The following is a 25,948-nucleotide window of genomic DNA, read 5'->3' on the forward strand; positions in this document are numbered from 1 at the left end:
CACGGCAGGCAGTACCCCCGATGGCCCGCACCCGTGCCGCTACCTACGACGACCAGCGCGAGCACATCCTCGCGCAGGCGGCCGCGCTGTTCGCGCACCAGGGCTACCCTGGCACCAGCATGAACCAGGTCGCGGCGGCCTGCGGGGTGTCGAAGGCGACGCTCTACCACTACATGCGCGACAAGGCCGAGCTGCTGGCGCAGATCGCACAGAGCCACGTCGGCCGCCTGGAGGCGCTGGTCGCCGAGGTCGCGGCCCAGCCGCTGCCCGCGGAGGAGCGCCTGCGCATGCTGATCACCCGCTTCGTGCGCGAGTACGCCGATGCGCAGCACCACCACCGCGTGCTCACCGAGGACGTCAAGTTCCTCGAGCCCGCCGCGCAGCGGCAGGTGCTGGACGGCCAGCGCCGCGTCGTCACCGCGTTCGCGCGCACGCTGGCCGAGGTGCGGCCCGCGCTGGCCGAGCAGCAGCTCGCCAAGCCGCTGACGATGCTGCTGTTCGGCATGATCAATTGGATGTTCACCTGGCTGAAGCCCGGCGGCGCGTTGAACCACGACATGATGGCGCCGCTGGTGAGCGACCTGTTCCTGGGGGGCCTGCATGCCGTGCAGGCCCCCGCGGCGGCGACCGCCGCCCCGTTTTCCCCACCCATCCATCCCACGGAGACAGCACGATGAAGTTTCTCAAGCACACGCTGATCGCCTGCGCGCTGGGCGCCGCCGGCCTGGCCGCGCACGCCGACATCACTGTCGGCGTGACCGTCTCGGCCACCGGCCCGGCGGCCTCTCTCGGCATCCCCGAGAAGAACACCATCGACCTGATGCCCAAGCAGATCGGCAACCAGAAGGTCAACTACATCGTGCTCGACGACGCGTCGGACACCACCACCGCCGTCACCAACACGCGCAAGCTCATCACCGAGCACAAGGTCGACGTGGTGCTGGGCTCCACCGTCACGCCCAACTCGCTGGCGATGATCGACGTGGTGGCCGAGAGCAACACGCCGATGATCTCGATGGCCGCCTCGTCGCGCATCGTCGAGCCGCTGCCGGACGCCAAGCGCAAGTGGGTCTTCAAGACGCCGCAGAACGACATCATGATGGCCGTGGCCATCGCGCAGCACATGGCCGCCAACGGCGTGAAAACGGTGGGCTTCATCGGCTTCGCCGATGCCTACGGCGAAGGCTGGCTGCAGGAGTTCCAGAAGGCGGTCGGCATCAAGCAGCTGAAGATCGTCGCGACCGAGCGCTACAACCGCACCGATACCTCGGTCACCGGCCAGGTGCTGAAGCTGGTCTCGGCACGCCCCGACGCGGTGCTGATCGCCGGCTCCGGCACGCCGGCCGCGCTGCCGCAGAAGGCGCTGAAGGAGCGCGGCTTCACCGGCAAGATCTACCAGACCCACGGGGTGGCCAACAACGACTTCCTGCGCGTCGGCGGCAAGGACGTCGAAGGCACGCTGCTGCCCTCGGGCCCGATGCTCGTGGCGGCGCAGCTGCCCGCCAACCACCCGACGAAGAAGAGCGCGACCGATTACGTCACCAAGTACGAGGCGGCGTTCGGCAAGGGCTCGGTGTCCACGTTCGGCGGCCACGCCTGGGACGCGGGCCTGCTGATGCAGGCGGCGGCCACGGAGGCGCTGAAGAAGGCGCAGCCGGGCACGCCGGCCTTCCGCGCCGCCCTGCGCGATGCGCTCGAGCAGGTGAAGGACCTGCCCGGTGCGCACGGCGTGTTCAACATGTCGCCGACCGACCACGCGGGCCTCGACCAGCGCGGCCGCGTGATGGTGACCATCAGCAACGGCGCCTGGAAGTACATCGGCGAATAACGGCCCACTGCCGGAGCGCCTTCGGCGACCCCCACGAGGGGGCACCACCAGCGGACCGGCGAAGCCGGATCCGCGGTGGTCGCCGGGTCAATGGCCTGATGTGCCGGTTGCCGCGTTCGCGGCGGAGCGAATGAGATGGAACTGCAAATCGCCCTGATGCTGGGCCAGGACGGCATCGTCAACGGCGCGGTCTACGCGCTGCTGGCGCTGACGCTGGTGCTGGTGTTCTCGGTCACGCGAGTGATCTTCATCCCGCAGGGCGAACTCGTCGCCTTTGGCGCGCTGTCGATGGCGGCGCTGCAACTCGGCAACACGCCGCCGACGCTGTGGCTCGGGCTCGGGCTCGGCGCGCTGGTGCTGGCCATCGAGGCCACGCGCGCCGCGCGCGGCAGGCCGGTCGAGTGGGGCAGCACGCTGCTGTGGGCGGTGGTGCTGCCGCTGGCGGCCGCGGCCTGGGCGCTGCTGGCACGGCCGCAAGGCCTGGCCGCACAGACGGCGCTCACGCTGCTGATCGTCACCCCGCTCGGTCCGCTGCTGTACCGCGTGGCCTACCGGCCGCTGGCCAACGCGACGGTGCTGATGCTGCTGATCGTCTCGGTGGCGCTGCACGGCGTGATGGTCGGCCTGGGCCTGCTGTTCTTCGGCGCCGAGGGCTCGCGCACGCCGGCGTTCTCCGACCTGCGGCTGGACTTGAGCGGCATTCCCGTGACCGGCCAGTCGATCGTCGTGGTCGGCGTGGCGGCGCTGCTGATGCTGGCGATGTACCTGTTCTTCGAGCGCAGCATCGTCGGCAAGGCGCTGCGCGCCACGGCCATCAACCGCACGGGCGCCCGGCTGATGGGCATCCCGACCGAGCTGGCCGGCGACCTGAGCTTCGCGCTGGCCGCGCTGATCGGTGCCATCTCCGGCCTGCTGATCGCGCCGCTCACCACCGTCTACTACGACACCGGCTTCCTGATCGGCCTGAAGGGTTTCGTCGCCGCCATCATCGGCGCGCTGGCCAGCTACCCGCTGGCGGTGGCCGGCGCGCTGGTGGTCGGCCTCCTGGAGGCGTTCTCGTCATTCTGGGCGAGCGCGTTTAAGGAAGTCATTGTCTTCACCATGATCATCCCGGTGCTGTGGTGGCGCTCGCTGCACACCCGCCATGTCGAGGAGGACGAATGATGCGCCGCGTCCTGCCCCTGGTTTTTGTCGCCCTGCTGGCGCTGGGCTTCGTGCTGCTGCCGGAGTTCCAGATCACGCTGGTCAACAACATCGGCCTGTACGCGCTGGTCGCCATCGGGCTGGTGATGCTCACCGGCGTCGCCGGCATGACCTCGTTCGGCCAGGCGGCCTTCGTCGGCCTGGCCGCCTACGCCACCGGCTGGCTCGGCACCGCGGGCGCGCAGCTGCTGGGCCTGGCCGGCTCGCCGCTGCTGCCGTGGCTGGGGCTGGCGCTCGGCCTGCTGGTCGCGGGCACCGTGGCCTGGCTGCTGGGCACCGTCACGCTGCGGCTGTCGGGCCACTACCTGCCGCTGGGCACCATCGCCTGGGGGCTGAGCCTGTACTTCCTCTTCGGCAACCTCGACTTCCTGGGCGGCCACACCGGCCTGGGCGGCATCCCGCCGATCGAGCTGGGCAGCCTGTCGCTGGTGTCGCCGCGGGCGCTGGGCGTGCTGATCTGGGCGGTGGTGCTGGGCGCCATGTGGGCGCTGGCGAACCTGCTCGATTCGCGCGAGGGCCGCGCGATCCGCGCGCTGAAGAGCGGCCGCGTGATGGCTGAATCGATGGGCGTCGACACCGGCCGCTACCGCCTGCGCGTGTTCGTGCTGGCAGCGCTGCTGGCGGCGCTGTCGGGCTGGCTGTATGCGCACCAGCAGCGCTTCGTGAACCCCACGCCGTTCAACCTGCATATCGGCATCGAGTACCTCTTCATGGCCGTGGTCGGCGGCGCCGGCCACCTCTGGGGCGCCGTGCTGGGTGCGGCGCTGATCACCATGATGAAGGAGCAGCTGCAGGACTGGCTGCCGCGCCTGCTGGGGGCGAGCGGGCAGTTCGAGGTCATCGTCTTCGGTCTGCTGATGCTGCTGGTGCTGCAGCGCTACGCCGACGGCCTGTGGCCCACGCTCTCGGCGCTGGCCCGGCGCGTGCTGCCCGGCCTGGCGCCGCGCCCCGCCGCGTCCGGCGCAGGCCTGCCAGCGCAGGCGCTGCCGCAGGCCGCGCTGCCGCCCAAGGGCAGCACGCTGCTGGACGCGCGCGAGGTGACCAAGCGCTTCGGCGGCCTCGTCGCCAACCGCAAGGTCGCGCTCGACGTGAAGGCCGGCGAGGTGCATGCGCTGATCGGACCCAACGGCGCCGGCAAGAGCACGTTCTTCAACATGATCTCCGGCGTGGACGATCCCACCGAGGGAGAGGTGCGCCTGCTCGACGCGCCGATGGTGGGGCAGCCCTCCCGTGCCTTCGCCGCGCGCGGCATGGGCCGCACCTTCCAGCACGTGCGGCTGCTGAAGGAGCGCAGCGTGCTCGACAACGTGGCGCTCGGCGCGCACCGGCGCGGCCACCGCGGCTGGTTCGCGGCGATGCTGCGCCTGGACCGCGCGGAGGAAGCCGCGCTGCTGGCTGAAGCCCGACGCCAGATCGAGCGCTGCGGCCTCGGCGCCTACGTGAACGACGCCGCCGGCTCACTGCCGCTGGGCGCGCAGCGCATCGTCGAGATCGCCCGTGCGCTGGCCGGCGCGCCCTGCGTGCTGCTGCTCGACGAGCCGGCCGCCGGCCTGCGCCACAAGGAGAAGCAGCAGCTCGCCGAGCTGCTGGCGCAGCTGCGTGAGGAAGGGCTGGGCATCCTGATCGTCGAACATGACATGGAGTTCGTGATGAACCTGGCCGACCGCATCACCGTGCTCGATTTCGGGCAGGTGATCTCGCACGGCACGCCCGCCGAAGTGCAGCGCGACCCGAAGGTGCTGGAGGCCTACCTCGGCGGTGCCGACGACCTGGCCGGCGCCGCGCTGGCGCTGAAGACCGAGGAGGCCGCGGCATGAGTGCGCCCCTGCTCGAACTGCGCGATTTCTGCGTCTCCTACGGGCCGGTCGAGGCGCTGCACAAGGTGAACCTCACCGTGCGCGAAGGCGAGATCGTCACCGTCATCGGCCCGAACGGCGCCGGCAAGACCACGCTGCTGAGCGCGGCGATGGGCCTGCTGCCGTCCACCGGCGCGCTGAGCCTGGCCGGCGAGGCCATCCCGCGGCCCACGGTCGAGGCGATGGTGGCGCGCGGCATCGGGCTGGTGCCCGAGAAGCGCGAGCTGTTCGGCGAGATGAGCGTGGAGGACAACCTGCTGCTCGGCGGCTTCGCGCAGTGGCGCCGCGGCAGGCGCGACCAGGCCGCGCGCATGGAAGAGGTGTTCGCCATCTTCCCGCGGCTGAAGGAGCGGCGCGCGCAGCTGGCGGCCACGCTGTCGGGCGGCGAGCGGCAGATGCTGGCCATCGGCCGCGCACTGATGGCACGGCCCCGGCTGCTGATGCTGGACGAGCCGTCGCTCGGCCTCGCGCCGCTGATCGTGCGCGAGGTGCTGCTGGTCGTCGCGCGGCTGCGCGGGCTGGGCGTGTCGGTGCTGCTCGTCGAGCAGAACGCGCGTGCCGCGCTGCAGGTGGCCGACCGGGCCTACGTGCTGGAGATGGGTGCCGTCGCGATCGAGGGCGAGGCCCGTGCGCTGGCCAGCGACCCGCGGATCGTCGAGGCCTACCTGGGCCTGGGCGGCGCTGCCCGCGCGGCCTGACCGCGCGCTGCCGCGATCGCCGATGATCGCCCGATGGATGTGATCGAACGTGTAGACGCCGTCGTCATCGGGGCCGGCGTGGTTGGCCTGGCCACCGCGCGGGCGCTGGCCCGTGCGGGCAGGGAAGTGGTGGTGCTGGAGGCGCTCGACGCGATCGGCACCGTCACCAGCGCCCGCAACAGCGAGGTCATCCACGCCGGCCTCTACTACCCGCCGGGCTCGCTGAAGGCGCGGCTGTGCGTCGAAGGGCGCGACCGGCTCTACGCGTACTGCGCCGAGCGCGGCATCGCGCACCGGCGCTGCGGCAAGCTGGTGGTGGCCACGCAGCCCGGCCAGCAGGCCTACCTGGAGAAGCTGCTCGTGCAGGCCCGGGCCAACGGCGTCGACGACGCGGTGCTGCTCGGCGGGGAAGCGGCCCGTGCGATGGAGCCGGCACTGCAGGCGGTGGCGGCGCTGCACTCGCCGTCCACCGGCATCGTCGACAGCCACGGCTTCATGCTCGCGCTGCAGGGCGAGAGCGAGGACCACGGTGCGATGCTGGCCTTCCAAAGCCCCGTGCTGGCCGGCGCCATGGTGCCCGGCGGCATCGAGCTGCAGGTGGGCGGTGCGCAGCCGATGCGCCTGCGTGCCGGTTCGGTCGTCAACAGCGCGGGCCTGGGAGCGCCGGGCGTGGCGGCGCGCATCGAGGGGCTGGCGGCAAGCCACGTGCCGCCCGCGCACGGCTGCAAGGGCAGCTACTTCTCGCTGGCGGGCCGTGCGCCGTTCACGCGGCTGATCTACCCGGTGCCCGAGGCCGCCGGCCTCGGCGTGCACCTCACGCTCGACCTCGGCGGCCAGGCGCGCTTCGGCCCCGATACCGAATGGCTGCCCGACGATGCGCCGATCGACTACCGGGTCGATCCGCGCCGTGCCGACGGCTTCTACGCCGAGATCCGCCGCTACTGGCCGGCGCTGCCCGACGGCGCGCTGCAGCCGGCCTACAGCGGCGTGCGGCCCAAGATCCAGGCCGAGGGCGAGCCGCCCCGCGACTTCGTGCTGCAGGGACCGGCCGACCACGGCGTGCCGGGCCTGGTGAACCTGTTCGGCATCGAGTCGCCGGGGCTCACCGCGGCGCTGGCGATCGGCGACGCCGTCGAGCGGATGCTGCGCGGCTGAGCGGCGCCGCCGCATGCGCCAGGGTTTCCGATGAGTGGCGCCGTGCCGGGCGCAGCTAAGGTGCGGGCGGTTGCAACGACACGAGGAGACCGCTCCATGGCCACCAAGCTGCCCATCGATCACGAGGCCCTGATCCAAACCTTTGCCGAGGCCGGCGCCAAGCAGGGCGAGCAGGCGCGCAAGGCCGTCTTCGATGCGACGCTCAAGGCCTTGCAGGGCCGCGAGCTGACGCTGCAGAACATCCGCAGCAGCCTGAAGGGCATCGCACAGGCGGTCAGCACCGGGGCGGCGAAGAACGCGGTGCCCGACGTCGATGTCGAGAGCCTGCTCAACGATGCGGTGCACGGCATGGACGATGCGCTGCTGAAGGCGGTAGAGGCCAACCGCGTCGCGCTGCAGCAGTTCGTCGACCAGGGCGTGAGCCTGCAGGACGCCAACATGAAGAAGGCGGTCGACACGCTGGAGAAGATGGAAGACACGCTGTTCAAGGTCGTGAGCCAGTCGGTCGGCGGCGCAGGCGAGCAACTGGCCGCGCCGTGGGCGCAGGTGCTGGGCAAGCTGCAGGCGGGCGGCACGAACACCGGTTCGCAGGCGGCACAGACGGTCGAGCAACTGGCAGCGCAGATGCAGAGCGCACTGCGCGACAGCCGCGCGGCCGGCGTCAAGGCGGCCCAGGCCTTCGCGCAGAGCTACGCGGCGCTGGCCAGCGGCGTGCTGATCGGCATGTCCGATGCGTTGAAGCAGGGCGCGGCATCGGCGCCGGCGAAGAAGGCGCGGCCACGCTGAAGGCCGGGTGGGCGCCGTGCCTGCGCGCCTGCCCGCCCCGGAAACGACAACGCCGCCTGGGACGGCAGGCGGCGTTGGTGTCGGGCCGGACGAGGCCGGCCCCAAAAGGGCCGTCAGCCTTCGTTGTTGCCGTTTGTTTCCGGCGTGGCAGCGGCGGCGGGTGCCGCGGCGGTTGCATTCGGTGCCACGCCCGCTTCCGCTTCCTTGCAGGAAGGTGCGCAGACGAACTGCGTCTTGCCGAGGAAGCGACGCGACTTCAGCGACGAACGCGTGCGGTGCTTGCCGCACAGGAAGCAGGACATCGTGGCGGCGCTGAACACGCCGGTGGAGGCGAAGGGCGAACCCGATGCCTTGCTGCGGTAACGCAGTCCGTTGGCGTCGATGGTGGTCTTAACTGCGTCTTTGGCCATGTGCTTGAAAGGGGCGATAGGAACGAGGGGACCGGATCAGAGCCAGATGGAGCCGAAGCGGGCGAATTCCAGGGCGAGGCGGTAGGCAACGCGTAGCAACTTGTGAGGTTGCTCGTGGAATGCCGGGCAGTCCTGTGGGGGTTGCAATTATGCCACGCTCTACTCGGGCTTGTCTCGGCCCCCGGGCGGCCCCCGGGGCGCTACGCTGGGGCTTCCTACAACCCCTTGCGGAGACTGTCATGAGCGAACACGTTTACAAGCTGATCGAGCTCACGGGCTCGTCGACCGTCGGCATCGAAGACGCCTGCCAGAAGGCGATCGCGAAGGCCGCCGACTCCGTGCGCAACATCCGCTGGTTCCAGGTCACCGACACGCGCGGGCACGTGGAGGACGGCCGCATCGCGCACTGGCAGGTCACGATGAAGGTGGGCTTCACCCTCGATTGACGGCGGCCGGGGCGGGCCTCAAGCCAGGCACCAGGCCACGGCCTGGGTGATCAGCCCGCCGGCCAGCACCCACGCCGAGCTGGCCGCCACCGCCAGCCCGGCCGCGCGGACCGGCCAGTGCGGCGTGCCGGCGGCACCCGCCGCGCCGCCCTGGCCGGCCAGCCTCATCCACAAGGCCGGCGCGAGCCACAGCACCGGCCCCGCGCCCAGCCAGAACGCAGCCATCACCGACGCCCCCGCGGCCGGCCCGTTGCCCAGTGCCGCGAGCAGCAACGCCGACTGCAGCATGCCGCAGGGCAGGGCCACCCATGCCAGGCCGATGCCAGCCGAGCGCACGGGGCCGCTCATGCGCTGCCAGCCCCCTGGCGTTCTGCCCGACAGGCGCGCCCAGAACGCCGGCAGCCGGCCGGTGAAAAGCAGCCACAAGCCCCACACCAGCAGCGCCGCATGCAGCGCGGACCACAGCGGCCGCAGCATCGGCGCGGCCTGCGCCCAGTGGCCGAGCGCGCTCATGCTGGCGGCCGCCACCGCGCCTGCGGCGGCGTAGCCGGCGAGCCGGCCGGCGTGCAGCGCGACGGCGTTGTGCCGGCCGCCGCGCCCGATGGCCGCGCAGGCGCCGCCGCACATCAGCCCGCAGTGCGGCGAACTGGCGAACCCGAGCGCGAGCGCGCCCGCGACCAGCGCGGCATCGGCCATGTCAGATCACGCGGGAGAAGCGCTCGCGCAGCCGGTCCGACTGCAGGTGCCGGTCGAAGACCATCGCGATCGCGCGCACCACGTACCAGCCCGCGGGCGTGACCTGGATCGCGTCGCCCCCCAGGTCCACCAGGCCGGCTTCTGCCAGGGGCACGAGCCGGTCGAGTTCCTCGGCGAAGTACCGCCGCATGTCGACCAGGTGCGCCAGCTCGACCGATTCGAACTCGACGCGGCCCTGGCACATCAGGGCCATGATGACCGCGCGTCGCAGCAGGTCGTCGCGCGTGAGTGCGAGCCCGCGCTCGACCGGGAACTGGCCCTGCGTCACCGCGTCGTGCCAGCCTTGCAGGTCCTTCGCGTTCTGGCTGTAGGTGGCGCCGATGCGGCTGATCGCCGAGGGCCCGAGGCCGATGAGGTCGCAGTCGGGCTGGGTGCTGTAGCCCTGGAAGTTGCGGTGCAGCCGGCCCTGGCGCTTGGCGATGGCCAGCGCGTCGCCGGGGCGGGCGAAGTGGTCCATGCCGATGTAGACGTAGCCGGCGTCGAGGAACTGCGCCACCGAGCCCTCGAGCATCGCCACGCGGTCGGCCGGCGGGGGCAGGTCGGCGGCATGGATGCGGCGCTGCGGCTTGAAGCGCTGCGGCAGGTGCGCGTAGGCATAGAGCGCGATCCGGTCGGGCTGCAGCTCGATGACCTGCGCGATCGTCGTCGCGACGCTGAGCTGCGTCTGGCGGGGCAGGCCGTAGATCAGGTCGACGTTGATCGAATCGAACTCCAGCGCACGGGCGCTGCGCATCAGCGCCGCGACCGATTCGAGCGGCTGCACGCGGTGCACCGCCTGCTGCACGCGGGCGTCGAAGTCCTGCACCCCGAAGCTCAGCCGGTTGAAGCCCAGCTGCCGCAGGGCCTGCAGCCGCTGCGCATCGACCGTGCGGGGATCGACCTCGATCGACAGCTCGGCGCCCGGCACGATGCGGAAATGCTTGTGCACCGCCTGCATCAGGCGCTGCAGTTCTCCGTCGTCCAGGAACGTGGGCGAGCCGCCGCCCAGGTGCACCTGCGACACCGGCTGCGGGCTGCCCAGCAGCGACGCGTTGAGCGCCATCTCGGCCTCCAGGGTCTGGAGGAACGGCGCGGCGCGCTCGTGGCGGCGCGTGATGACCTTGTTGCAGGCGCAGTAGTAGCAGACCGATTCGCAGAACGGCACGTGCACGTACAGCGAGAACGGCCCCCCGCCGGCGACCTTGGCGCCTGCACGCAGCTGCAGCGCCGACGCATGTTCGGCGGCTCCGAAGGCCTCCACGAAGCGATCGGCCGTAGGATAGGAGGTGTAACGTGGTCCGGGCACATCAAAACGGCGCAGCAACGCCGTGTCCATGGCCTTGGGCGCCGCGCGGAGGGTCGTACTGGACGCATTCATCGTGCCCACTGTGCCGGAGGTCCGGCCCGCGGGACTTGATGTGGCGCAAGGCCCGTCGCGCGCGGGGAGTCAACAATCCTTGATCGAACGCAAACAGGACGGCGAAGCAGTGACCAGCCCCACCACCTCCATCCGCATCGAGCCGCTCAAGGTGGCTTGCTCCAGCTGCAACCTGCGCGAGTTGTGCCTGCCGCTGGGGCTGTCGCAACCCGATCTGGAGCGGCTGGACAGGCTGGTCGACGCGCGGCGCCACGTGGCGCGGGGCGCGGCGCTGTTCCGCGCGGGCGACGGCTTTCACTCGCTCTATGCGGTGCGCACGGGCTTCTTCAAGACCTGCGTGTCCGCCGAGGACGGCCGGGACCAGGTCACCGGCTTCCAGATGGCCGGCGAGCTGCTCGGCATGGACGGCATCAGCACCGACCGCCACAGCTGCGACGCCGTCGCCCTGGAGGATTCCCAGGTCTGCGTGATCCCCTTCGCCGAACTTGAGGACCTCTCGCGCGAGTTCACCGACCTGCAACGGCAGTTCCACAAGATCATGAGCCGCGAGATCGTGCGCGACCACGGCGTGATGCTGCTGCTGGGCAGCATGCGCGCCGAGGAGCGGCTCGCCGCCTTCCTGCTCAACCTCACGCAGCGCCTGCAGTCGCGGGGCTTCTCCCCGTCGGCGCTGGTGCTGCGCATGACGCGCGAGGAGATCGGCAGCTACCTCGGCCTCAAGCTCGAGACCGTGAGCCGCACCTTCTCCAAGTTCCAGGACGACGGCCTGCTCGAAGTGAAGCAGCGGCATATCCGCATCACCGACCAGGACGGCCTGCGCAGGCTGGTCAACGGCCCGAACTGCTGACCGGCGCGGCCAGCAGCTGGGTGACCGCGCCCGAGGTGGCGATCACCGCCCAGAAGATCAGGAAGGTCACCGTGTAGACCGCGTTGTTCGGCCAGCCGATCGGCTCCTGGCCGAACCAGCTCAGCGTGGCCGGGTCGACCACCGCGAACACCAGCATCTCCAGCACGCCCGCCATCACGAAGGCGGGCCATGCGATCAGCAGGGCACGCAGCGTGAAGCTCACGGCCTGGCTCCCGCCTCGGCCGGCGCCTCGGCCGCCGTGCCGGGCACCTCGACCTTCCACTGCGTGACCGCCCGCGGCACCGATGGCGCGATCACGACGTCGGCGCCGCGCAGGGCGATCACGGCCGTCGCGATGCCGGCGACGACGACGACGGCGGGGCCGCCGATTACCAGCCACACCATCGGTACGCGCCACCAGGGCAGGACGGGTCGGACATCGGGCTTGTTCATGGCGGTCCTCAGCGGGGGACGATGAAAGTGGACTTCTCGGTCACGTCGGCCGGGCGGTCGCCGGACTCGGCCACCACGCGGAACTGGATGGGATGGGCGCCGCTGCCCAGGGTTTGCGCCGCCTCGGGTGGCAGCTGCACCTGCAGCACGAACCAGTGCGCTTCGGCGGGCTGCAGCGCCAGCGGGGCGTGCTCGCCGAGCTGCAGGCCGGGCAGGCCGCCGACCTCCACGCGGTAGCGCTGCGGCTCGCCGCTGGCGTTCATCAGCTGCAGCCGGTAGACGTTCTCGATGCGGCCGTCGTCGACGATGCGCGCGAGCGAGGCGCGGTCGCGCACCACGTCGACCTTGAGCGGCGAGCGGACCATCAGGCTCGCGACGAAGGCGGCGGAGATGGCCACCAGCACGGCGCCGTAGACCAGCACCCGCGGGCGCAGCAGCCGCTTGAAGAGCCGGCCCGGCGCCTCGCCCAGGGCCAGCGCGTTCTGCGTCGCGTAGCGGATGAGCCCGCGCGGGTACTGCATCTTGTCCATCACGCCGTTGCAGGCGTCGATGCAGGCCGTGCAGGCGATGCACTCGTACTGCAGGCCGTCGCGGATGTCGATCCCGGTGGGGCAGACCTGCACGCACAGCCCGCAGTCGATGCAGTCGCCCTTGCCGGCCTTGTCGTCCTTGCGGCCGCGCTTGCCGCGGGGCTCGCCGCGCTGCTCGTCGTAGCTGACGATCAGCGTGTCGTGGTCGAACATCGCGCTCTGGAAGCGGGCGTACGGGCACATGTACTTGCAGACCTGCTCGCGCATGAAGCCGGCGTTGCCGTAGGTCGCGAAGCCGTAGAACAGCACCCAGAACCACTCCCACGGGCCGAACGACAGCGTGAAGGCCTCGGCCCAAAGCGTGCGGATCGGCGTGAAATAGCCGACGAAGGTGAAGCCCGTCCACAGCGCGATGGCGAGCCAGGCCGCATGCTTGCCGCCCTTGCGCCAGAGCTTCTCGACGGTCCAGGGGCCGGCGTCGAGCTTCATGCGGACGCCGCGCTCGCCCTCGAACTTGTGCTCCACCCACAGGAAGATCTCGGTGTACACCGTCTGCGGGCAGGCGTAGCCGCACCACAGGCGCCCGCCCACGGCGGTGAAGAAGAACAGGCCGTAGGCGCTGAGGATCAGGAGCCCGGTGAGGTAGATGAAGTCCTGCGGATACAGGATCAGCTCGAAGATGTAGAAGCGGCGCGCCCCCAGGTCGAACAGCACCGCCGGCCGCCCGTCCCACTGCAGCCACGGCAGCCCGTAGTAGAGGATCTGCGTGGCCCACACCAGCACCCACCGCCAGCTGGCGAACCAGCCCTTGACGGAACGGGGGTAGACCTTCTTGTGGCTCTCGTAGAGCCACACCACCTTGGCGGCCTTTGCGCCGGCGGTGTCGGAGGCGGGCCGTACGGCTGACGAGGGGACGGGGGACATGCGGCGTGGGCGTCTACGGCGCCTTGGCGATGTTCGACGGCTGCGAGAGGTTCCAGACGTAGGCGGCGAGCACGTTGACCTGCTCGGGGCTCAGGCGCTGGCCGTGGGCCGGCATCACGTTGGTCTTGCCGTTGTTCACCATGGCGGTGATCGCCGCCTCGCCCCAGCCATGCAGCCAGACCTTGTCGGTCAGGTTGGGCGCGCCGAGGGCGGTGTTGCCCTGGCCGCGCGGGCCGTGGCAGGCGGCGCAGGCGCTGAACTTCTCCTTGCCGGCGTGCGCGGCGATCGCGTCGTGCGGCGCGTTCGACAGGCTCAGCACGTAGTGCGCGACGTTGCGCACGTCCTGCGAGCTGCCCACCGCCGCCGCCATCGGCGGCATCACGCCCTGCCGGCCCAGCGTGATCGTCTCGGCGATGCGCTCGGGCGTGCCGCCCCAGAGCCAGTCGCGGTCGGTCAGGTTCGGGAAGCCCTTGCTGCCGCGCGCATCGGCACCGTGGCAGGTGGCGCAGTTGTTGGCGAAGAGCCGTTCGCCGATGCCCATGGCCTGCGGGTCCTTGGCCAGTTCCTCGGCCGGCTTGCCGGCGAAGGCCGCGTAGACCGGTGCCGCGGCCGCGTGGGCCCGGGCCTTCTCGGCTGCCAGCTGGCCCGTGCTCGTCCAGCCCAGCGTGCCGGGGTGGCTGCCCAGGCCGGGGTAGGTGGTGAGGTAGATGGCCGAGAACACCACGGTGATCACGAACAGCCACATCCACCAGCGCGGCAGCGGGTTGTTCAGCTCGACGAGGTCCTCGTCCCACACGTGGCCCGTGGTGTTGTCGTCCGACATCACCTTGCGGCGCGCGGCGACCAGCAGCAGAAAGAGGCAGAACAGCAGGCTCACCACGGTGAGCACCGCGATGAAGACCGACCAGCCGCTGTTGATGAAGTCGCTCATGAGCTCCTTCCTTCCTTGTGTTCTTCGTTGAACGGCAGTTGCGCGGCTTCGTCCAGCGCGGTGCGGCGGCTGGGCAGCCACACCCACACGGCGAGCGCCACGAACAGCACCAGGCCGCACAGCGTCACGGCGCTGCGGAGATCGTTGATGTCCACGATGGCTTCCTTCCGCCTTACTTCACGTGGGTGCCGAGCACCTGCAGGTAGGCGACCAGCGCTTCCAGCTCGGTCCGGCCCTTGACGGCGTCCGATGCACCGGCGATGTCCTCGTCGGTGTACGGCACGCCCAGCGTGCGCAGCGCCTTCAGGTGCGAGGGCATCGCGGCCGCGTCGACCTGCGTGCGGTCCAGCCACGGGTAGGCCGGCATGTTGGACTCGGGCACCAGGTCGCGCGGGTTGATCAGGTGCACGCGGTGCCATTCGTCGCTGTACTTGGCGCCCACGCGGTGCAGGTCGGGGCCGGTGCGCTTGCTGCCCCACTGGAAGGGGCGGTCGTACACGAACTCGCCCGCCTGCGAGGGCTGGCCGTAGCGCAGCGTCTCGGCCAGCAGCGGGCGGATCATCTGCGAGTGGCAGTTGTAGCAACCCTCGCGGGTGTACACGTCGCGGCCCGCGAGCTGCAAGGCGGTGTAGGGCTGCAGCCCCTCGACCGGCTGCGTGGTCGAGCGCTGGAAGAAGAGGGGCACGATCTCCACCAGCCCCCCGACCGCGACCGTGATCAGGATGAGCACGATCATCAGGAAGTTGCTGGTCTCGATGCGTTGGTGGCCCTTGGCCGGAGCGTCTTGGCTCATGTTCCTATTCCTCCTCAGGCGCGGACGAGCTGCGGCACGTAGGCCACGCTGCGGCTCTGGCCGCGCACCGTCATCACCACGTTCCAGGCCATCACGCCCATGCCGGCGAGGTACAGCAGGCCGCCGGCGAGGCGGATCACGTAGAACGGGAAGGTCGCCTTCACGCTCTCGACGAAGGTGTAGACCAGCGTGCCGTCGGGGTTGACCGCGCGCCACATCAGGCCCTGCATCACGCCGGCGATCCACATCGCCGCGATGTAGAGCACGATGCCCAGCGTCGCGATCCAGAAGTGCACCTCGATCGCCTTGGTGCTGTACATCGACGTGCGGCCGTACATGCGCGGGATCAGGTGATAGAGCGAGCCCATGGAAATCAGGCCCACCCACCCGAGCGCGCCGGAGTGCACGTGGCCGACGGTCCAGTCGGTGTAGTGGCTGAGGGCGTTGACGGTCTTGATCGACATCATCGGGCCCTCGAACGTGCTCATGCCGTAGAACGACAGGGCGACGATCAGGAACTTGAGGATGGGGTCGTCGCGCAGCTTGTGCCAGGCGCCGCTGAGCGTCATCACGCCGTTGATCATGCCGCCCCAGCTCGGCGCCAGCAGCACCAGCGAGAACAGCATGCCCACGCTCTGCGCCCAGTCGGGCAGGGCGGTGTAGTGCAGGTGGTGCGGGCCCGCCCACATGTACGTGAAGATCAGCGCCCAGAAGTGGACGATCGACAGCCGGTAGCTGTAGACCGGGCGCTCGGCCTGCTTGGGGATGTAGTAGTACATCATCCCGAGGAAGCCGGCGGTCAGGAAGAAGCCGACCGCGTTATGGCCGTACCACCACTGGACCATCGCATCCTGCACGCCCGCGTAGGCCGAGTAGCTCTTCATCGCACCCGCGGGCAGCGCCGCGCTGTTGACGATGTGCAGCAGCGCCACGGCGATGATGAACGCCCCGAAGAACCAGTTCGCCACATAGATGTGGCGCACCTTGCGGATGCCGATGGTGCCGAAGAACACGATGGCGTAGGAGACCCACACCACTGCGATCAGGATGTCGATCGGCCATTCGAGCTCGGCGTATTCCTTGCCCTGGGTGTAGCCCATCGGCAGCGAGATGGCCGCGGCCACGATCACCAGCTGCCAGCCCCAGAACGTGAACTTTGCCAGCCAGGGCAGGAACAGCGGCGTCTGGCAGGTGCGCTGCACCACGTGGTAGCTGGTCGCGAACAGTGCGCAGCCGCCGAACGCGAAGATCACCGCGTTGGTGTGCAGCGGACGCAGCCGCCCGTAGCTGAGCCACGAGATGCCGAAGTTGAGCTCCGGCCAGGTAAGCTGCGCGGCGATGACGACGCCGACGAGCATGCCCACCACGCCCCACAGGACCGCGGCGAGCGCAAAGCCCCGTACCGCGTCGTCGGTGTAGGCCACCGGGCTTGAAGACACTGGATTGGCAGCCATCGGCCGCCTCCTTTCCGAGCTTGAATGAGGACAGCCCGGATTGTTTCGAGAACGTTGCTCAGGGGGTTTGACGCGGATCAAGCGCAGCCGCGGCCGGCGGAACTGGCGTGGTTTCCCGGTCTTCTCCGAGGATGGCCTCGCCCTCCTGCTGCAGGTCGTCGAACTGCCCGCCGTACAGCGCCCACGCAAACGCGGCCATGATCGCCAGCACCAGCAGGGCCGATATCGGGATGAGCAGGTAGAGGATGTCCATCGTGCCTAGCGGGCCAGCCGCAGCGAGTTGCCGATGACGAGCAGCGAGCTCAGTGCCATGCCCAGGCCGGAGGCCCAGGGCGGCAGCCAGCCTGCCAGCGCCAGCGGCACGCACGCGGCGTTGTAGCAGGCGGACCAGACCATGTTCTGCCGCACCGTCGTCATCGTGCGGCGCGCCAGGCGGCGTGCGTCGGCCACATCGGCCAGGCGGTTGGACACCACCACCGCATCGGCATGCGAGCGGGTCACCAGCGCGCCTTCGCCCATCGCGAAGGAGACGTCGGCCTGCGCCATCACCGGGGCGTCGTTGATGCCGTCGCCCAGCATCGCCACGCATTCGCCCCGGGCCTGCGCGCGGCGCAGCAGCAGCAGCTTCTCCTCGGGCGCCAGGCCGCCTTCGGCGGCGTCGAGCCCGAGCGATGCGGCCAGGGCGCGCGCGCGCTCGGGGGTGTCGCCGGACAGCAGCGTGAGCCGCACGCCGTCGGCATGGAGCTGCGTCACCGCACGGCCGACGTCCGGGCGCATGCGTTCGGCAAAGGTGAAGCGCGCGAGCGGCGTCCCGGCGCAGGCCAGCCACACCTGCGGCCCTGCGTCGGCCTGCGGCGCGCCGCAGGCCTGCACGCCGGCAAAGGCGGCGGAGCCCAGCCGCCAACGGCGGCCCGCCTCGTCCAGTGCTTCCAGACCCTGGCCCGCATGCTCGGCCACGTCGCGCCATTCGAAGCGGGGCGCGCAGGCCCCGGTGCCTTGCGCCAGCGCCGCCGACAGCGGGTGGCTCGACCAGCCCGCGAGCGATGCGGCGCGCGCCTGCAGCGCCTCGGGCGTGCCGAAGGCCGCGGCGCCGGCCGCCCACTGCACGCCGTCGCAGCGCAGGCCGCCTTCGGTGAGCGTGCCGGTCTTGTCGACGAACAGGTGGTGTACCTGCGACAACGGTTCGAGCGCATCGAGCCGGCGCACCAGCACGCCGCGGCGCGCCAGCGCGCCGGCCGCGGCCAGCAGGGCGGAGGGGGCTGCCAGCGACAGCGCACAGGGGCAGGTGACGATCAGCACCGACACCGCCACCCACACCGCGCGGGAGGGGTCGATGAACCACCACGCCGCCGCGCCGCCCGCCGCCAGCAGCAGCACGGCCGCGAGGAACGGCGCGGCCCAGCGGTCGGCCGCGCGTGCCAGCGCAGGCCGCTGCGAGAGCGCTTGCCGCATCAGGCCGACGATGGCCTCGTGCCGCGTGTCGGCGCCCACGCGCTCCACGCGCATCTCGACCGGCGACTGCAGGTTCAGGCTGCCGGCCACGACGCCGTCGCCTGGCTGCTTGGGCACGGGGCGCGATTCGCCGCTCAGCAGGGCCTCGTCGGCCTGCGTGCGGCCGCGGGTGACGATGCCGTCGGCGGCGAAGCATTCGCCCACCGGTACCCGCAGCACGTCGCCCGGCTCGGCGCGCTGCGCGCTGATGTGCTCGGTGCTGCCGTCGGCGCGCACGCGCAGCACGGTGGCGGGCAACTGGCCGAGGGAGGCCTCCAGCGATGCCGCCGCGCGGTGCCGCGCCGCCATCTCCAGCCACCGGCCGGCGAGCAGGAAGCTGATGAACATCGCGATCGAATCGAAGTACACCTCGTGTCCGAACAGGCCGCCCGGCTGGAAGGCCGCGCCGCTGCTCGCGACGAAGGCCACCGCGATGCCCAGCGCCACCGGCGCGTCCATGCCGATGGTGCCGCGCCGCAGCGCACGCCAGGCGCCGCTGAAGAACGGCATGGCCGAGAACCACAGCACCGGCAGCGTCAGCAGCCAGCTGCCCCAGTCGAGCAGCTGCTTCAGGTCGGGGGCCAGTTCGCCCTCCGCGGCCACGTAGGCGGGCGTGGCCATCATCATGATCTGCATGCCGCAGAAGGCCGCCACGAAGAGGCGCCAGGTGGCGCTGCGGCGCTCGGCCAGGCGTTGCGCCCGGGCGGCGGCCGCCGTGTCGGGGGCGGCGTCGTAGCCAGCGCGGCGCACCGCGGCCACCAGCGCCGACGCCGAGGTGGCCGTGGCGTCCCAGCGCACCGTCGCACGCTGCGCGCTGCCGCTGACCGAGACGCCGATGACGCCCGGCACCTCCCGCAGCGCCTGCTCGATGAGGCCGGCGCAGCTGCCGCAGTGCAGCCCCGACAGGCACAGCGACGACTCGGCCACGCGCCGGCCCTGCGCGTCGGCAGAGAAGGAGGTGAAGGCCCGCAGTTCCAGCGGGTCGTCGAGGGCGGCGAGGGCGGGCGCCGCTGCCGCAGCGGCGGAGGTCATGGCCGCGAATCTAGACGGTCGCGGGCCGGCGCGGCATGACCTGGATCAAACCGCGCGCAGGCGGCGCAAAGCAAAAGGCCACCGGCGGGTGCTGCGCCCCGCCGGTGGCCTGCCGTGGCCGCGCCTTACTGCGCGTCGGGCGCCGTCAGCAGCGGAATGCTGCCTTCCGAATCGGCGCCGAGCAGGCCGGTCTGGGTGTAGATGCCCAGCTTGTGGCGCGTGTCCTGGATGTCGAGGTTGCGCATCGTCAGCTGGCCGATGCGGTCGGCCGGCGTGAATGCGCCTTCCACCTTCTCCATGCTGAGGCGCTCGGGCTGGTAGGTGAGGTTGGGGCTCTCGGTGTTCATGATCGAGTAGTCGTTGCCGCGGCGCAGCTCCAGCGTGACTTCGCCGGTGACGGCGCGTGCCACCCAGCGCTGGGCCGATTCGCGCAGCATCAGGCATTGCGGGTCGAACCAGCGGCCCTGGTAGAGCAGGCGGCCGAGCTTGCGGCCGTTCAGGCGGTACTGCTCGATCGTGTCCTCGTTGTGGATGCCGGTGACGAGCCGCTCGTAGGCGATGTGCAGCAGCGCCATGCCCGGGGCCTCGTAGATGCCGCGGCTCTTGGCCTCGATAATGCGGTTCTCGATCTGGTCGCACATGCCCAGGCCGTGGCGGCCGCCGATGCGGTTGGCCTCCTCGAACAGCGCCACCGCGTTCGGGAAGGTCATGCCGTTCAGCGCCACGGGCACGCCTTCCTCGAAGCGCACCGACACGGTCTCGGCCTTCACCGCCACGTCGTCGCGCCAGAAGGCCACGCCCATGATCGGCTTGACGATGTGCATGCCGGCGTTCAGGAACTCCAGGTCCTTCGCCTCGTGCGTGGCGCCCAGCATGTTGCTGTCGGTGGAGTAGGCCTTCTCGACGCTCATCTTGTAGTCGAAGCCGTTGGCGATGAGGTACTCGCTCATCTCCTTGCGGCCGCCGAGCTCGTCGATGAAGGTCTGGTCGAGCCAGGGCTTGTAGATGCGCAGCGCCGGGTTGGCCAGCAGGCCGTAGCGGTAGAAGCGCTCGATGTCGTTGCCCTTGTAGGTGCTGCCGTCGCCCCAGATGTTGACGCCGTCTTCCTTCATCGCCACCACCAGCGCGGTGCCGGTCACGGCACGGCCCAGCGGCGTGGTGTTGAAGTACGTGGCGCCGCCGGTCGAGATGTGGAAGGCGCCGCACTGGATGGCGGCGATGCCTTCGGCCACGAGCTGCGGCCGGCAGTCGATCAGACGGGCGATGTCGGCGCCGTAGGCCTTGGCCTTGCGCGGGATCTCCTCGTAGTCGCTCTCGTCGGGCTGGCCGAGGTTGGCGGTGTAGGCGCAGGGAACGGCGCCCTTGGCGCGCATCCAGTGCACGGCGGCGCTGGTGTCCAGGCCACCGGAGAAGGCGATGCCGACGCGCTCGCCGGCGGGAAGGTTTTGCAGGATGGTCGCGGCCACGGTGGTGCTTTCAGGTGGGCGGGTTTGGCGGAACCCGTAAGTCTAGGCGGGAAGCGCGGCCGGACCGCTCCGCCGCAGGCCTGCAGTGCATGCGCCACCTGAAAGTTCGCCGGCCTTGGAAGATGACGCTATACTCGCAGGCTTTCCTGAAGCGCCCAGGTGGCGGAATTGGTAGACGCACTAGTTTCAGGTACTAGCGGGTAACTCCGTGGAGGTTCGAGTCCTCTCCTGGGCACCAGAGTTCGCAGCAACTCACTTCGGAAACGACCGGCACACGGCCTGCGCAAGCAGGCCGTTTTGCTTTAGGGCGCCGGCTCAGGGCACCTGCGGGGCGGTGAAGCCGCGGCACACGGCGGCGAGCTTGTTGCCGTCGGGGTCGCGCACGTAGGCGGCGTAGAAGTCGGGGTTGTACTGCAGGCGCAGGCCCGGTGCGCCCTCCGACGTGCCCCCATGGGCCAGCGCCTGCGCGTGGAAGGCGTCCACCTGCTGCCACGAGGTGGCGCGCAGGGCCACCATCGTGCCGTTGCCCGGCGTGGCAGGCCGGCCGTCGAACGGCGTGCACACCCACAGCGCGACCTGCACGGCACCGCGCTCGGCGTAGGTGCCCCAGCCGATCCAGCCGTCGTCGCCTTCTTCCGAGGTGTCGCAGCGCTGCAGGCCGAGCGCGCCGAGAGCCGCGTCGTAGAAGGCGGTGGCCCGGTCGATGTCGCGGGTGCCGAGGCAGACGTAGGTGAACATGGCAGCAGGCCTCCGGGGTCGCGGATGCGCGGACTGTAGGCCGCACCGGGCTGCAAGGGACGCAGAAGGGACGCCCGCTTCCTAAGCTGGTCTCGCATCTTCCAAAGGAGACCCCCGATGCACACCGACACCCTGACCCTGGACGCCGGCCATGTGGGCGCTGCACGGCAGCAGCCGCGGCGCACCGCCCGCTTCGATGCGCGCGGCTGCCCCGTCTCGGCGCGCTCGCAGGCCGCGATCGACCATGCCGAGCAGGCGCAATGGCACATGCTCTCGTACTGCGGCGACGCGCTGCAGCCGCTCGACGCGGCCATCGAGGCGGATCCGCTCTGGGCCCTGCCGCACGTGATGAAGGCCAACCTGATGGCCTGCTCGTCCGAGTACGGCCTGGGCCAGCTCGGCCTGGCCAGCCTGGCCGCCGCCGAAGCGCTGGCCGGCGGCGCCAACGAGCGCGAGCGCGCCCACATCGCGGCGACCCGGCTGTGCCTGCAGGGCCACTGGGCACAGGCCTGCGAGGCCTGGGAGCGCATCCTGCTCCAGCATCCGCAGGACATCGCCGCGCTCTCCGCCGCCCACATCTTCGACTTCTGCCGCGGCGACGCGCGCAACCTGCAGCGGCGCGTGACGCGGGTGCTGCCGCAGTGGTCGCACGACATGCCGCTGTACGGCTTCGTGCTGGGCCTGCACGCCTTCGGCCTCGAGGAGAACAACCACCATGCGCAGGCGCAGGAGGCCGCGCTGGCCGCACTGGCGATCGAGCGACGCGACTGCTGGGCGGTGCATGCCATCGCGCATGTGCACGAGATGCGCGGCGAATATGCCCAGGGCGCCGCGTTCCTGCGCGCACGCACGCCGGACTGGGCGCCCGACAACGGCTTCGCCTTCCACAACTGGTGGCACCTCGCGCTGTTCCACCTCGAGCAGATGGACACCGCCGCGGTGCTTGAGCTGTTCGACCGCCACATCGGGCCCGGCACGCAGCAGGACCTGCAGCGCATCGATGCCACCGCCATGCTGTGGCGGCTGAAGCTGCTCGGCGTCGACGTCGGCCGGCGCTTCGAGGCCGCCGCGCAGGCCTGGCCGCAGCAGCCGCCGGCGATCGGGCACTACGCCTTCACCGACATGCACGTGCTGCTGGCGCTGCTCGGCGCCGGCCGCATCGACGAGGCCGGGCAGGTGCTGGAGGCGGTGCGGCGCAAGGCCGGCGAGCGCAGCACCATGGGCACGATGGCCGCCGAGGTGGGCGTGCCGCTGCTGCAGGCGCTGATGGACCACGGCCGCGGGCGCCACGCCCAGGCGGCGCAGGCGCTGTGGGCGCTGCGCGATGGCCTGCACCGCTTCGGCGGCAGCCATGCGCAGCGCGACCTCCTCGACCTGACGCTGATGGACGCCGCGCTGCGCGGCGGGGAGCGCCGGCTGGCGCGCCACCTGATGAACGAGCGGCTGCCGGCCAAGGCGCAGTCACCGCTGACTCAGCACTGGGCGGGCCGCATCGGCTGATCACCATCGGCCGCGGCGGCGGCGGCAGGCGTGCGCTGCCGGTCGATGAAGGCCTCGATCGCCGCCATCACCGCATCGCTGTTGCTGCCGTGCCAGAACAGGTGGTCGGCGCCGTCGAGCATCACGAGCTCGGCACCGGGCAGCTGCTCGGCCAGGTAGCGGCCGGCGCCGGCGCGCACGATGCTGTCGTGCTCGCGCTGCACCACCAGCGCGGGCACGCGCAGCGCCGGCAGCCGGTGGCGCACGTCGACCGCATGCACCGTGCGCAGCAGGCCGGGCAGGCCGTTCGGCGAGGTCGAGTGCTGCAGCGTGCGGGTCCACCAGGCACGCACGACCGGATCACCGGCCACGCTGGGCGCGAACAGCTCCAGGCTGGTCGGGCCGCCCCAGCCGGCCTGCAGCTGCCGGATCCAGGTCTCCATCGCGGCCTCGTCGACGGCCCAGGGGTAGTCGGGCGCCCAGGCGCCGCGCACGTTGACGCCGCACAGGATCAATCCCAGCACCCGCTCGGGGTGCCGCGCGGCGATCTCGATGCCTGCCGAGCCGCAGGTCGACGAGCACAGCAGCCACGCGCGCTGCAGCCCGGCGGCCTGCATCACGGCCAGCACATCCTCAACCGCGGCTTCGGGCGTATGGGGTACGCCGACACGCTCCGACAGCCCGGTGCCGCGCCGGTCCAGCAGCACCAGGCGGCACCGGCGCGCCAGGCGGTCGATGGTGGCGCGCATGCGTGGCTCCTCCAGCGCCGTCTCGATGTGCGACCAGGCCTCGGGCACCCAGACCATCGCCTCGGGCCCGCTGCCCAGCGTGGCGTAGGCGATGGCGGCGCCGCCCACCTGGGCGTACCGCACCGCGGGCGCCGCCGGCGCGGCCGGCGGGGGCGGGGTGCCCTGCAGCGCCTTGACGGCGAGGGCATAGGCGGCCTCGACGGCGGCGGAAGGCCGCATCCCGAACTCCTCGCGCATCAGGCTGGCGCACTGTGCATAGGCCGCCTCGAGCGAAGCCCCCTGGCCGAGCCGGCCCAGCGATTCGAGCAGCAGGGCGTGGCCGGTGTCCGCGAAGCCGTCGATCTCCAGCAGGCGGCGCGACGCGGCCAGCGCGGTGTCGGCGTCGCCGAGCGCGAGCTGGCGCTGCGCGAGCCGCTGCAGCGCCCGCAGCATCAGCTGCCCATGCTCCTGGCGGCGGGCCGCCAGCCATGCCTCGAAGGTGTCGGCCTCGAGCTGGAAGCCGGCCAGCAGCGTGTGGGTCGACGGCCCCAGCAGGGGCGTGCCGTCGACCCGTGCACCGTCGTCGGGAGCGAGCACGCCGAACGCGATGCGACGGGTCTGCGCCAGGTCGACCACCGGCGGCGCCGGCTCGGTGGCCAGGCCGAGGGTGTCGGCATCGCCCGAGACCAGCTCCAGCCCGGCGATGCCGTTGACCTGGTGCACCAGCCGGCGCAGCCGCGTTCGGCCGACGCCGCCCTCCGCTTCGGGCCACAGCAGGTGGGCGGCGTGGGTGCGCGACACCCTGCGGCCGGCATCCCCCAGGCACGCCAGCAGCGCCCACGCGCGCTTCAACTGCAGCGGGACCGGTCGGCCGTCGACCAGCAACTGCGGATAGGCGTGGAGCCGGAGTTGGATGGCCGGCGGGCGGGGCATCGGGGGCATGGTGTGGCGGGTCGGGCGGATGCCTGTTGCGCTGGGGGATCCGGGCGCCGTGGGTCCGAGGCCAAACAACAATAGTGCACCGGCGGCCGCAGGCCCAATGAAGCCGCGCAGGTCTCGGTGGCGCAGCGCGGCGCGGCAAGCGGGCGCCGGATTTCAGCGCCGAAGGATTTTGTCCATCGCCTTGCCCTTCGCCAGTTCGTCGATGAGTTTGTCGAGCTGGCGAATCCGCTGCATCAGCGGATCTTGCACGTCCTCCACGCGAACACCGCAGACGACCCCTTTGATCATCGCGCTGTGGGGGTGGATGGCCGGGGCTTGGGCGAAGAAGGTTGCGAAATCGGTCTGGCGTTCGAGCTGCAGGGCCAGGCCGGCGGGGTCGTAGCCGGTCAGCCAGCGGATGATCTCGTCGACCTCTTCGCGGGTGCGGCCCTTGCGTTCGGCCTTCTGGACGTACAGCGGATAGACCGCGGCGAAGGGGGTCGTGAAGATGCGGTGGGGCGGCATGGGGCACCTCGTTCCAGGGCGCGGCCAGTGTCACCAACTCCGCCCTCGTTGTCGCCCGCCCGGTGGTGTCCAGCCGGTGGAAGACCGATTCGGCCTTCGTCGTTGGCAGCGGGAAGCGTGGAGGGCGGTGGGGATCGCCGTGCTGTCAGCCCGCGGCCGCCTCGGCAGCCTGCTTCGGCAACCGCGCCTCCATCACCAGGTGCATCACGATCGCCAGCGCCAGCGGCGCGAGGTAGTACATCGCCCGGTAGGTCAGCAGCGCGCCCAGCAGCTCGCCCTGCGGCACGCGGCCCGCGAGCAGGGCGGCGAACACCGCCTCCAGCACGCCCAGCCCCGCCGGCACGTGGGTGATGACGCCGGCGATGGCGGCCACCAGCAGCACGCCCAGCACGGTGGGGTAGTCGACGCGCTGCTGCAGCAGCACGAAGACCATGCCGCCCATCAGCATCCAGTTGGTGCACGACATCGCCACCTGCAGCAGGGCCATGCGCCCGCCCGGCAGCGGCAGCTCGTGGCCGCGCAGCGACAGCGTGCGCCGCTTCGAGGTGAAGCACATCGCCAGGTACGCCAGCGCCGCGAGGATGAGCACCCCGCCCAGCACCTGCAGCGAATGGCCGGCCAGCCGCCAGTCGTCGGGCAGGTCGAGCGGGCGCAGCAGGAAGATGCCGCCGGCCAGCAGCAGGTAGCCGAGCCAGTTGGTCAGCATGCTGATGCCCACGATCTGGGCGATGCAGGGGGCGTCCAGCCCCAGCCGCGAATAGAGCCGGAAGCGGAACGCCAGCCCGCCGACGAGCGAGCCGAAGTTCAAGTTGAACACGTAGCTCACGAAGGTGGTCGCCATCACGCGGGGCGCGCCGAGCGTGTGGCCGGTGTAGCGCCGCCCGAGCAGGTCGAAGGTGGCGTACAGCAGGTGGCTGAGCGCGCCCAGCAGCCCTGCGATGGCCAGCGTGTGCGCCGGCTGGTTGCGGGCTGCTTCCCAGACCTCGCCCCACTCGACCGTGCGCGCCTGCTTGACGATCAGCCAGGCGACGAGCAGGAAGAAGGTGGTGGTCGCGAGGCGCTTGGCCCAGGGCCACCAGGGGCGTGTCGTGATGCCCTTGCGCGGGGCCTGCGCGGAAGCGAGGGTGCTGGCCACGGCCGC

The 25,948-nt window shown here is 71.1% G+C and carries 27 protein-coding genes and 1 tRNA gene; 11 read left to right on the forward strand and 17 right to left on the reverse strand.

All coding sequences use genetic code 11. The features are described 5' to 3' along the window. The first annotated feature begins 20 nt into the window (after positions 1-20). The 7 genes from V4F39_RS08045 to V4F39_RS08075 all read left to right on the forward strand — a co-directional run bounded on the left by V4F39_RS08045 (position 21) and on the right by V4F39_RS08075 (position 7,526). Positions 21-677 (forward strand): TetR/AcrR family transcriptional regulator, encoded by a 657-nt coding sequence (locus tag V4F39_RS08045; protein ID WP_332288800.1) that lies wholly within the window; start codon positions 21-23, stop codon positions 675-677. Further along, on the forward strand, positions 674-1,828 hold the full coding sequence (locus tag V4F39_RS08050; protein WP_332288801.1) for an ABC transporter substrate-binding protein: 1,155 nt from the start codon (positions 674-676) through the stop codon (positions 1,826-1,828). The genes V4F39_RS08045 and V4F39_RS08050 overlap by 4 nt, the downstream gene beginning before the upstream one ends. Before the next feature lie 135 nt (positions 1,829-1,963). Further along, on the forward strand, positions 1,964-2,992 hold the full coding sequence (locus V4F39_RS08055; protein WP_332288802.1) for a branched-chain amino acid ABC transporter permease: 1,029 nt from the start codon (positions 1,964-1,966) through the stop codon (positions 2,990-2,992). Further along, positions 2,989-4,848 (forward strand): branched-chain amino acid ABC transporter ATP-binding protein/permease, encoded by a 1,860-nt coding sequence (locus V4F39_RS08060; protein WP_332288803.1) that lies wholly within the window; start codon positions 2,989-2,991, stop codon positions 4,846-4,848. The genes V4F39_RS08055 and V4F39_RS08060 overlap by 4 nt, the downstream gene beginning before the upstream one ends. Next, a complete protein-coding gene (locus V4F39_RS08065) occupies positions 4,845-5,585 on the forward strand; it encodes an ABC transporter ATP-binding protein (protein WP_332288805.1) in 741 nt (246 codons plus the stop codon). Before V4F39_RS08060 ends, V4F39_RS08065 begins: the two co-directional genes overlap by 4 nt. 33 nt (positions 5,586-5,618) lie before the next feature. Next, the gene (locus tag V4F39_RS08070; protein ID WP_332288806.1) at positions 5,619-6,740 is read left to right on the forward strand and encodes an NAD(P)/FAD-dependent oxidoreductase; all 1,122 of its coding nucleotides are present in this window, start codon (positions 5,619-5,621) and stop codon (positions 6,738-6,740) included. A gap of 96 nt (positions 6,741-6,836) precedes the next feature. Beyond that, on the forward strand, positions 6,837-7,526 hold the full coding sequence (locus V4F39_RS08075) for a DUF6781 family protein (protein ID WP_332288807.1): 690 nt from the start codon (positions 6,837-6,839) through the stop codon (positions 7,524-7,526). A gap of 113 nt (positions 7,527-7,639) precedes the next feature. Here the strand turns inward: V4F39_RS08075 and V4F39_RS08080 are convergent, their stop codons facing one another. Further along, complete coding sequence (locus V4F39_RS08080; RefSeq protein WP_332288808.1) at positions 7,640-7,936, reverse strand: hypothetical protein; 297 nt, start codon at positions 7,934-7,936, stop codon at positions 7,640-7,642. 239 nt (positions 7,937-8,175) lie between these two features. On the opposite strand from V4F39_RS08080, the gene V4F39_RS08085 reads away from it, so the two are divergent. Then, a complete protein-coding gene (locus V4F39_RS08085; RefSeq protein ID WP_332288809.1) occupies positions 8,176-8,382 on the forward strand; it encodes a dodecin in 207 nt (68 codons plus the stop codon). 18 nt (positions 8,383-8,400) lie between these two features. On the opposite strand, the gene V4F39_RS08090 is transcribed toward V4F39_RS08085, so the two are convergent. Both V4F39_RS08090 and hemN read right to left on the reverse strand, forming a co-directional pair. Beyond that, positions 8,401-9,078, reverse strand: coding sequence for a sulfite exporter TauE/SafE family protein (locus tag V4F39_RS08090; protein ID WP_332288810.1), 678 nt, complete (start codon positions 9,076-9,078; stop codon positions 8,401-8,403). A gap of 1 nt (position 9,079) precedes the next feature. Then, positions 9,080-10,495, reverse strand: coding sequence for an oxygen-independent coproporphyrinogen III oxidase (hemN, locus tag V4F39_RS08095; RefSeq protein ID WP_378235042.1), 1,416 nt, complete (start codon positions 10,493-10,495; stop codon positions 9,080-9,082). A gap of 109 nt (positions 10,496-10,604) precedes the next feature. Between hemN and fnr the strand changes: the two genes are divergently transcribed. Further along, entirely contained in the window at positions 10,605-11,342 is a 738-nt protein-coding gene (gene fnr, locus V4F39_RS08100) for a fumarate/nitrate reduction transcriptional regulator Fnr (protein ID WP_332289108.1), read from the forward strand. Here the strand turns inward: fnr and V4F39_RS08105 are convergent. From V4F39_RS08105 to argG, 10 genes are all read right to left on the reverse strand, one after another. Beyond that, complete coding sequence (locus tag V4F39_RS08105) at positions 11,323-11,565, reverse strand: hypothetical protein (protein ID WP_332288811.1); 243 nt, start codon at positions 11,563-11,565, stop codon at positions 11,323-11,325. The two genes, fnr and V4F39_RS08105, sit on opposite strands and share 20 nt — an antisense overlap. Further along, the gene (locus V4F39_RS08110; protein WP_332288812.1) at positions 11,562-11,795 is read right to left on the reverse strand and encodes a hypothetical protein; all 234 of its coding nucleotides are present in this window, start codon (positions 11,793-11,795) and stop codon (positions 11,562-11,564) included. Before V4F39_RS08110 ends, V4F39_RS08105 begins: the two co-directional genes overlap by 4 nt. An 8-nt stretch (positions 11,796-11,803) precedes the next feature. Beyond that, entirely contained in the window at positions 11,804-13,249 is a 1,446-nt protein-coding gene (gene ccoG / locus V4F39_RS08115; RefSeq protein WP_332288813.1) for a cytochrome c oxidase accessory protein CcoG, read from the reverse strand. Positions 13,250-13,262: 13 nt separating this feature from the next. Next, positions 13,263-14,180: a cytochrome-c oxidase, cbb3-type subunit III gene (ccoP, locus tag V4F39_RS08120; RefSeq protein ID WP_332288814.1), complete on the reverse strand. Its 918-nt coding sequence runs from the start codon at positions 14,178-14,180 to the stop codon at positions 13,263-13,265. Then, a complete protein-coding gene (locus V4F39_RS08125; RefSeq protein WP_332288815.1) occupies positions 14,177-14,335 on the reverse strand; it encodes a cbb3-type cytochrome oxidase subunit 3 in 159 nt (52 codons plus the stop codon). Before V4F39_RS08125 ends, ccoP begins: the two co-directional genes overlap by 4 nt. Before the next feature lie 17 nt (positions 14,336-14,352). Continuing rightward, positions 14,353-14,973 carry a cytochrome-c oxidase, cbb3-type subunit II gene (gene ccoO, locus V4F39_RS08130; RefSeq protein ID WP_332288816.1) on the reverse strand — a complete coding sequence of 207 codons (621 nt, stop codon included), beginning with the start codon at positions 14,971-14,973 and terminating at the stop codon, positions 14,353-14,355. A 14-nt stretch (positions 14,974-14,987) separates the two neighbouring features. Further along, a complete protein-coding gene (gene ccoN / locus V4F39_RS08135) occupies positions 14,988-16,427 on the reverse strand; it encodes a cytochrome-c oxidase, cbb3-type subunit I (protein ID WP_332288817.1) in 1,440 nt (479 codons plus the stop codon). Positions 16,428-16,485: 58 nt separating this feature from the next. After that, positions 16,486-16,680, reverse strand: a complete 195-nt coding sequence (gene ccoS, locus V4F39_RS08140; protein ID WP_378235044.1) for a cbb3-type cytochrome oxidase assembly protein CcoS — start codon at positions 16,678-16,680, stop codon at positions 16,486-16,488. A 5-nt stretch (positions 16,681-16,685) separates the two neighbouring features. Further along, on the reverse strand, positions 16,686-18,950 hold the full coding sequence (locus V4F39_RS08145; RefSeq protein WP_332288818.1) for a heavy metal translocating P-type ATPase: 2,265 nt from the start codon (positions 18,948-18,950) through the stop codon (positions 16,686-16,688). Positions 18,951-19,075: 125 nt separating this feature from the next. Beyond that, positions 19,076-20,416: an argininosuccinate synthase gene (argG, locus tag V4F39_RS08150; RefSeq protein WP_332288819.1), complete on the reverse strand. Its 1,341-nt coding sequence runs from the start codon at positions 20,414-20,416 to the stop codon at positions 19,076-19,078. 153 nt (positions 20,417-20,569) lie between these two features. Between argG and V4F39_RS08155 the strand changes: the two genes are divergently transcribed. After that, a tRNA-Leu gene (locus tag V4F39_RS08155) sits at positions 20,570-20,654 on the forward strand. 77 nt (positions 20,655-20,731) lie between these two features. Here V4F39_RS08155 and V4F39_RS08160 read toward each other — a convergent pair. After that, the gene (locus V4F39_RS08160) at positions 20,732-21,154 is read right to left on the reverse strand and encodes a VOC family protein (RefSeq protein WP_332288820.1); all 423 of its coding nucleotides are present in this window, start codon (positions 21,152-21,154) and stop codon (positions 20,732-20,734) included. 117 nt (positions 21,155-21,271) lie between these two features. Between V4F39_RS08160 and V4F39_RS08165 the strand changes: the two genes are divergently transcribed. Continuing rightward, entirely contained in the window at positions 21,272-22,654 is a 1,383-nt protein-coding gene (locus V4F39_RS08165) for a tetratricopeptide repeat protein (RefSeq protein WP_332288821.1), read from the forward strand. Here V4F39_RS08165 and V4F39_RS08170 read toward each other — a convergent pair. The 3 genes from V4F39_RS08170 to V4F39_RS08180 form a co-directional block, all read right to left on the reverse strand. Continuing rightward, positions 22,627-24,303, reverse strand: coding sequence for a bifunctional AfsR/SARP family transcriptional regulator/alpha/beta hydrolase (locus V4F39_RS08170; RefSeq protein ID WP_332288822.1), 1,677 nt, complete (start codon positions 24,301-24,303; stop codon positions 22,627-22,629). The genes V4F39_RS08165 and V4F39_RS08170 overlap by 28 nt on opposite strands. A gap of 153 nt (positions 24,304-24,456) precedes the next feature. Continuing rightward, entirely contained in the window at positions 24,457-24,807 is a 351-nt protein-coding gene (locus tag V4F39_RS08175) for a DUF2200 domain-containing protein (RefSeq protein ID WP_332288823.1), read from the reverse strand. A 145-nt stretch (positions 24,808-24,952) separates the two neighbouring features. Continuing rightward, on the reverse strand, positions 24,953-25,942 hold the full coding sequence (locus V4F39_RS08180) for a lysylphosphatidylglycerol synthase domain-containing protein (protein ID WP_332288824.1): 990 nt from the start codon (positions 25,940-25,942) through the stop codon (positions 24,953-24,955). Positions 25,943-25,948 lie beyond the last annotated feature (6 nt).

The sequence above is a fragment of the Aquincola agrisoli genome, assembly GCF_036621135.1.
Classification (GTDB): Bacteria; Pseudomonadota; Gammaproteobacteria; order Burkholderiales; family Burkholderiaceae_C; genus Aquincola; species Aquincola agrisoli.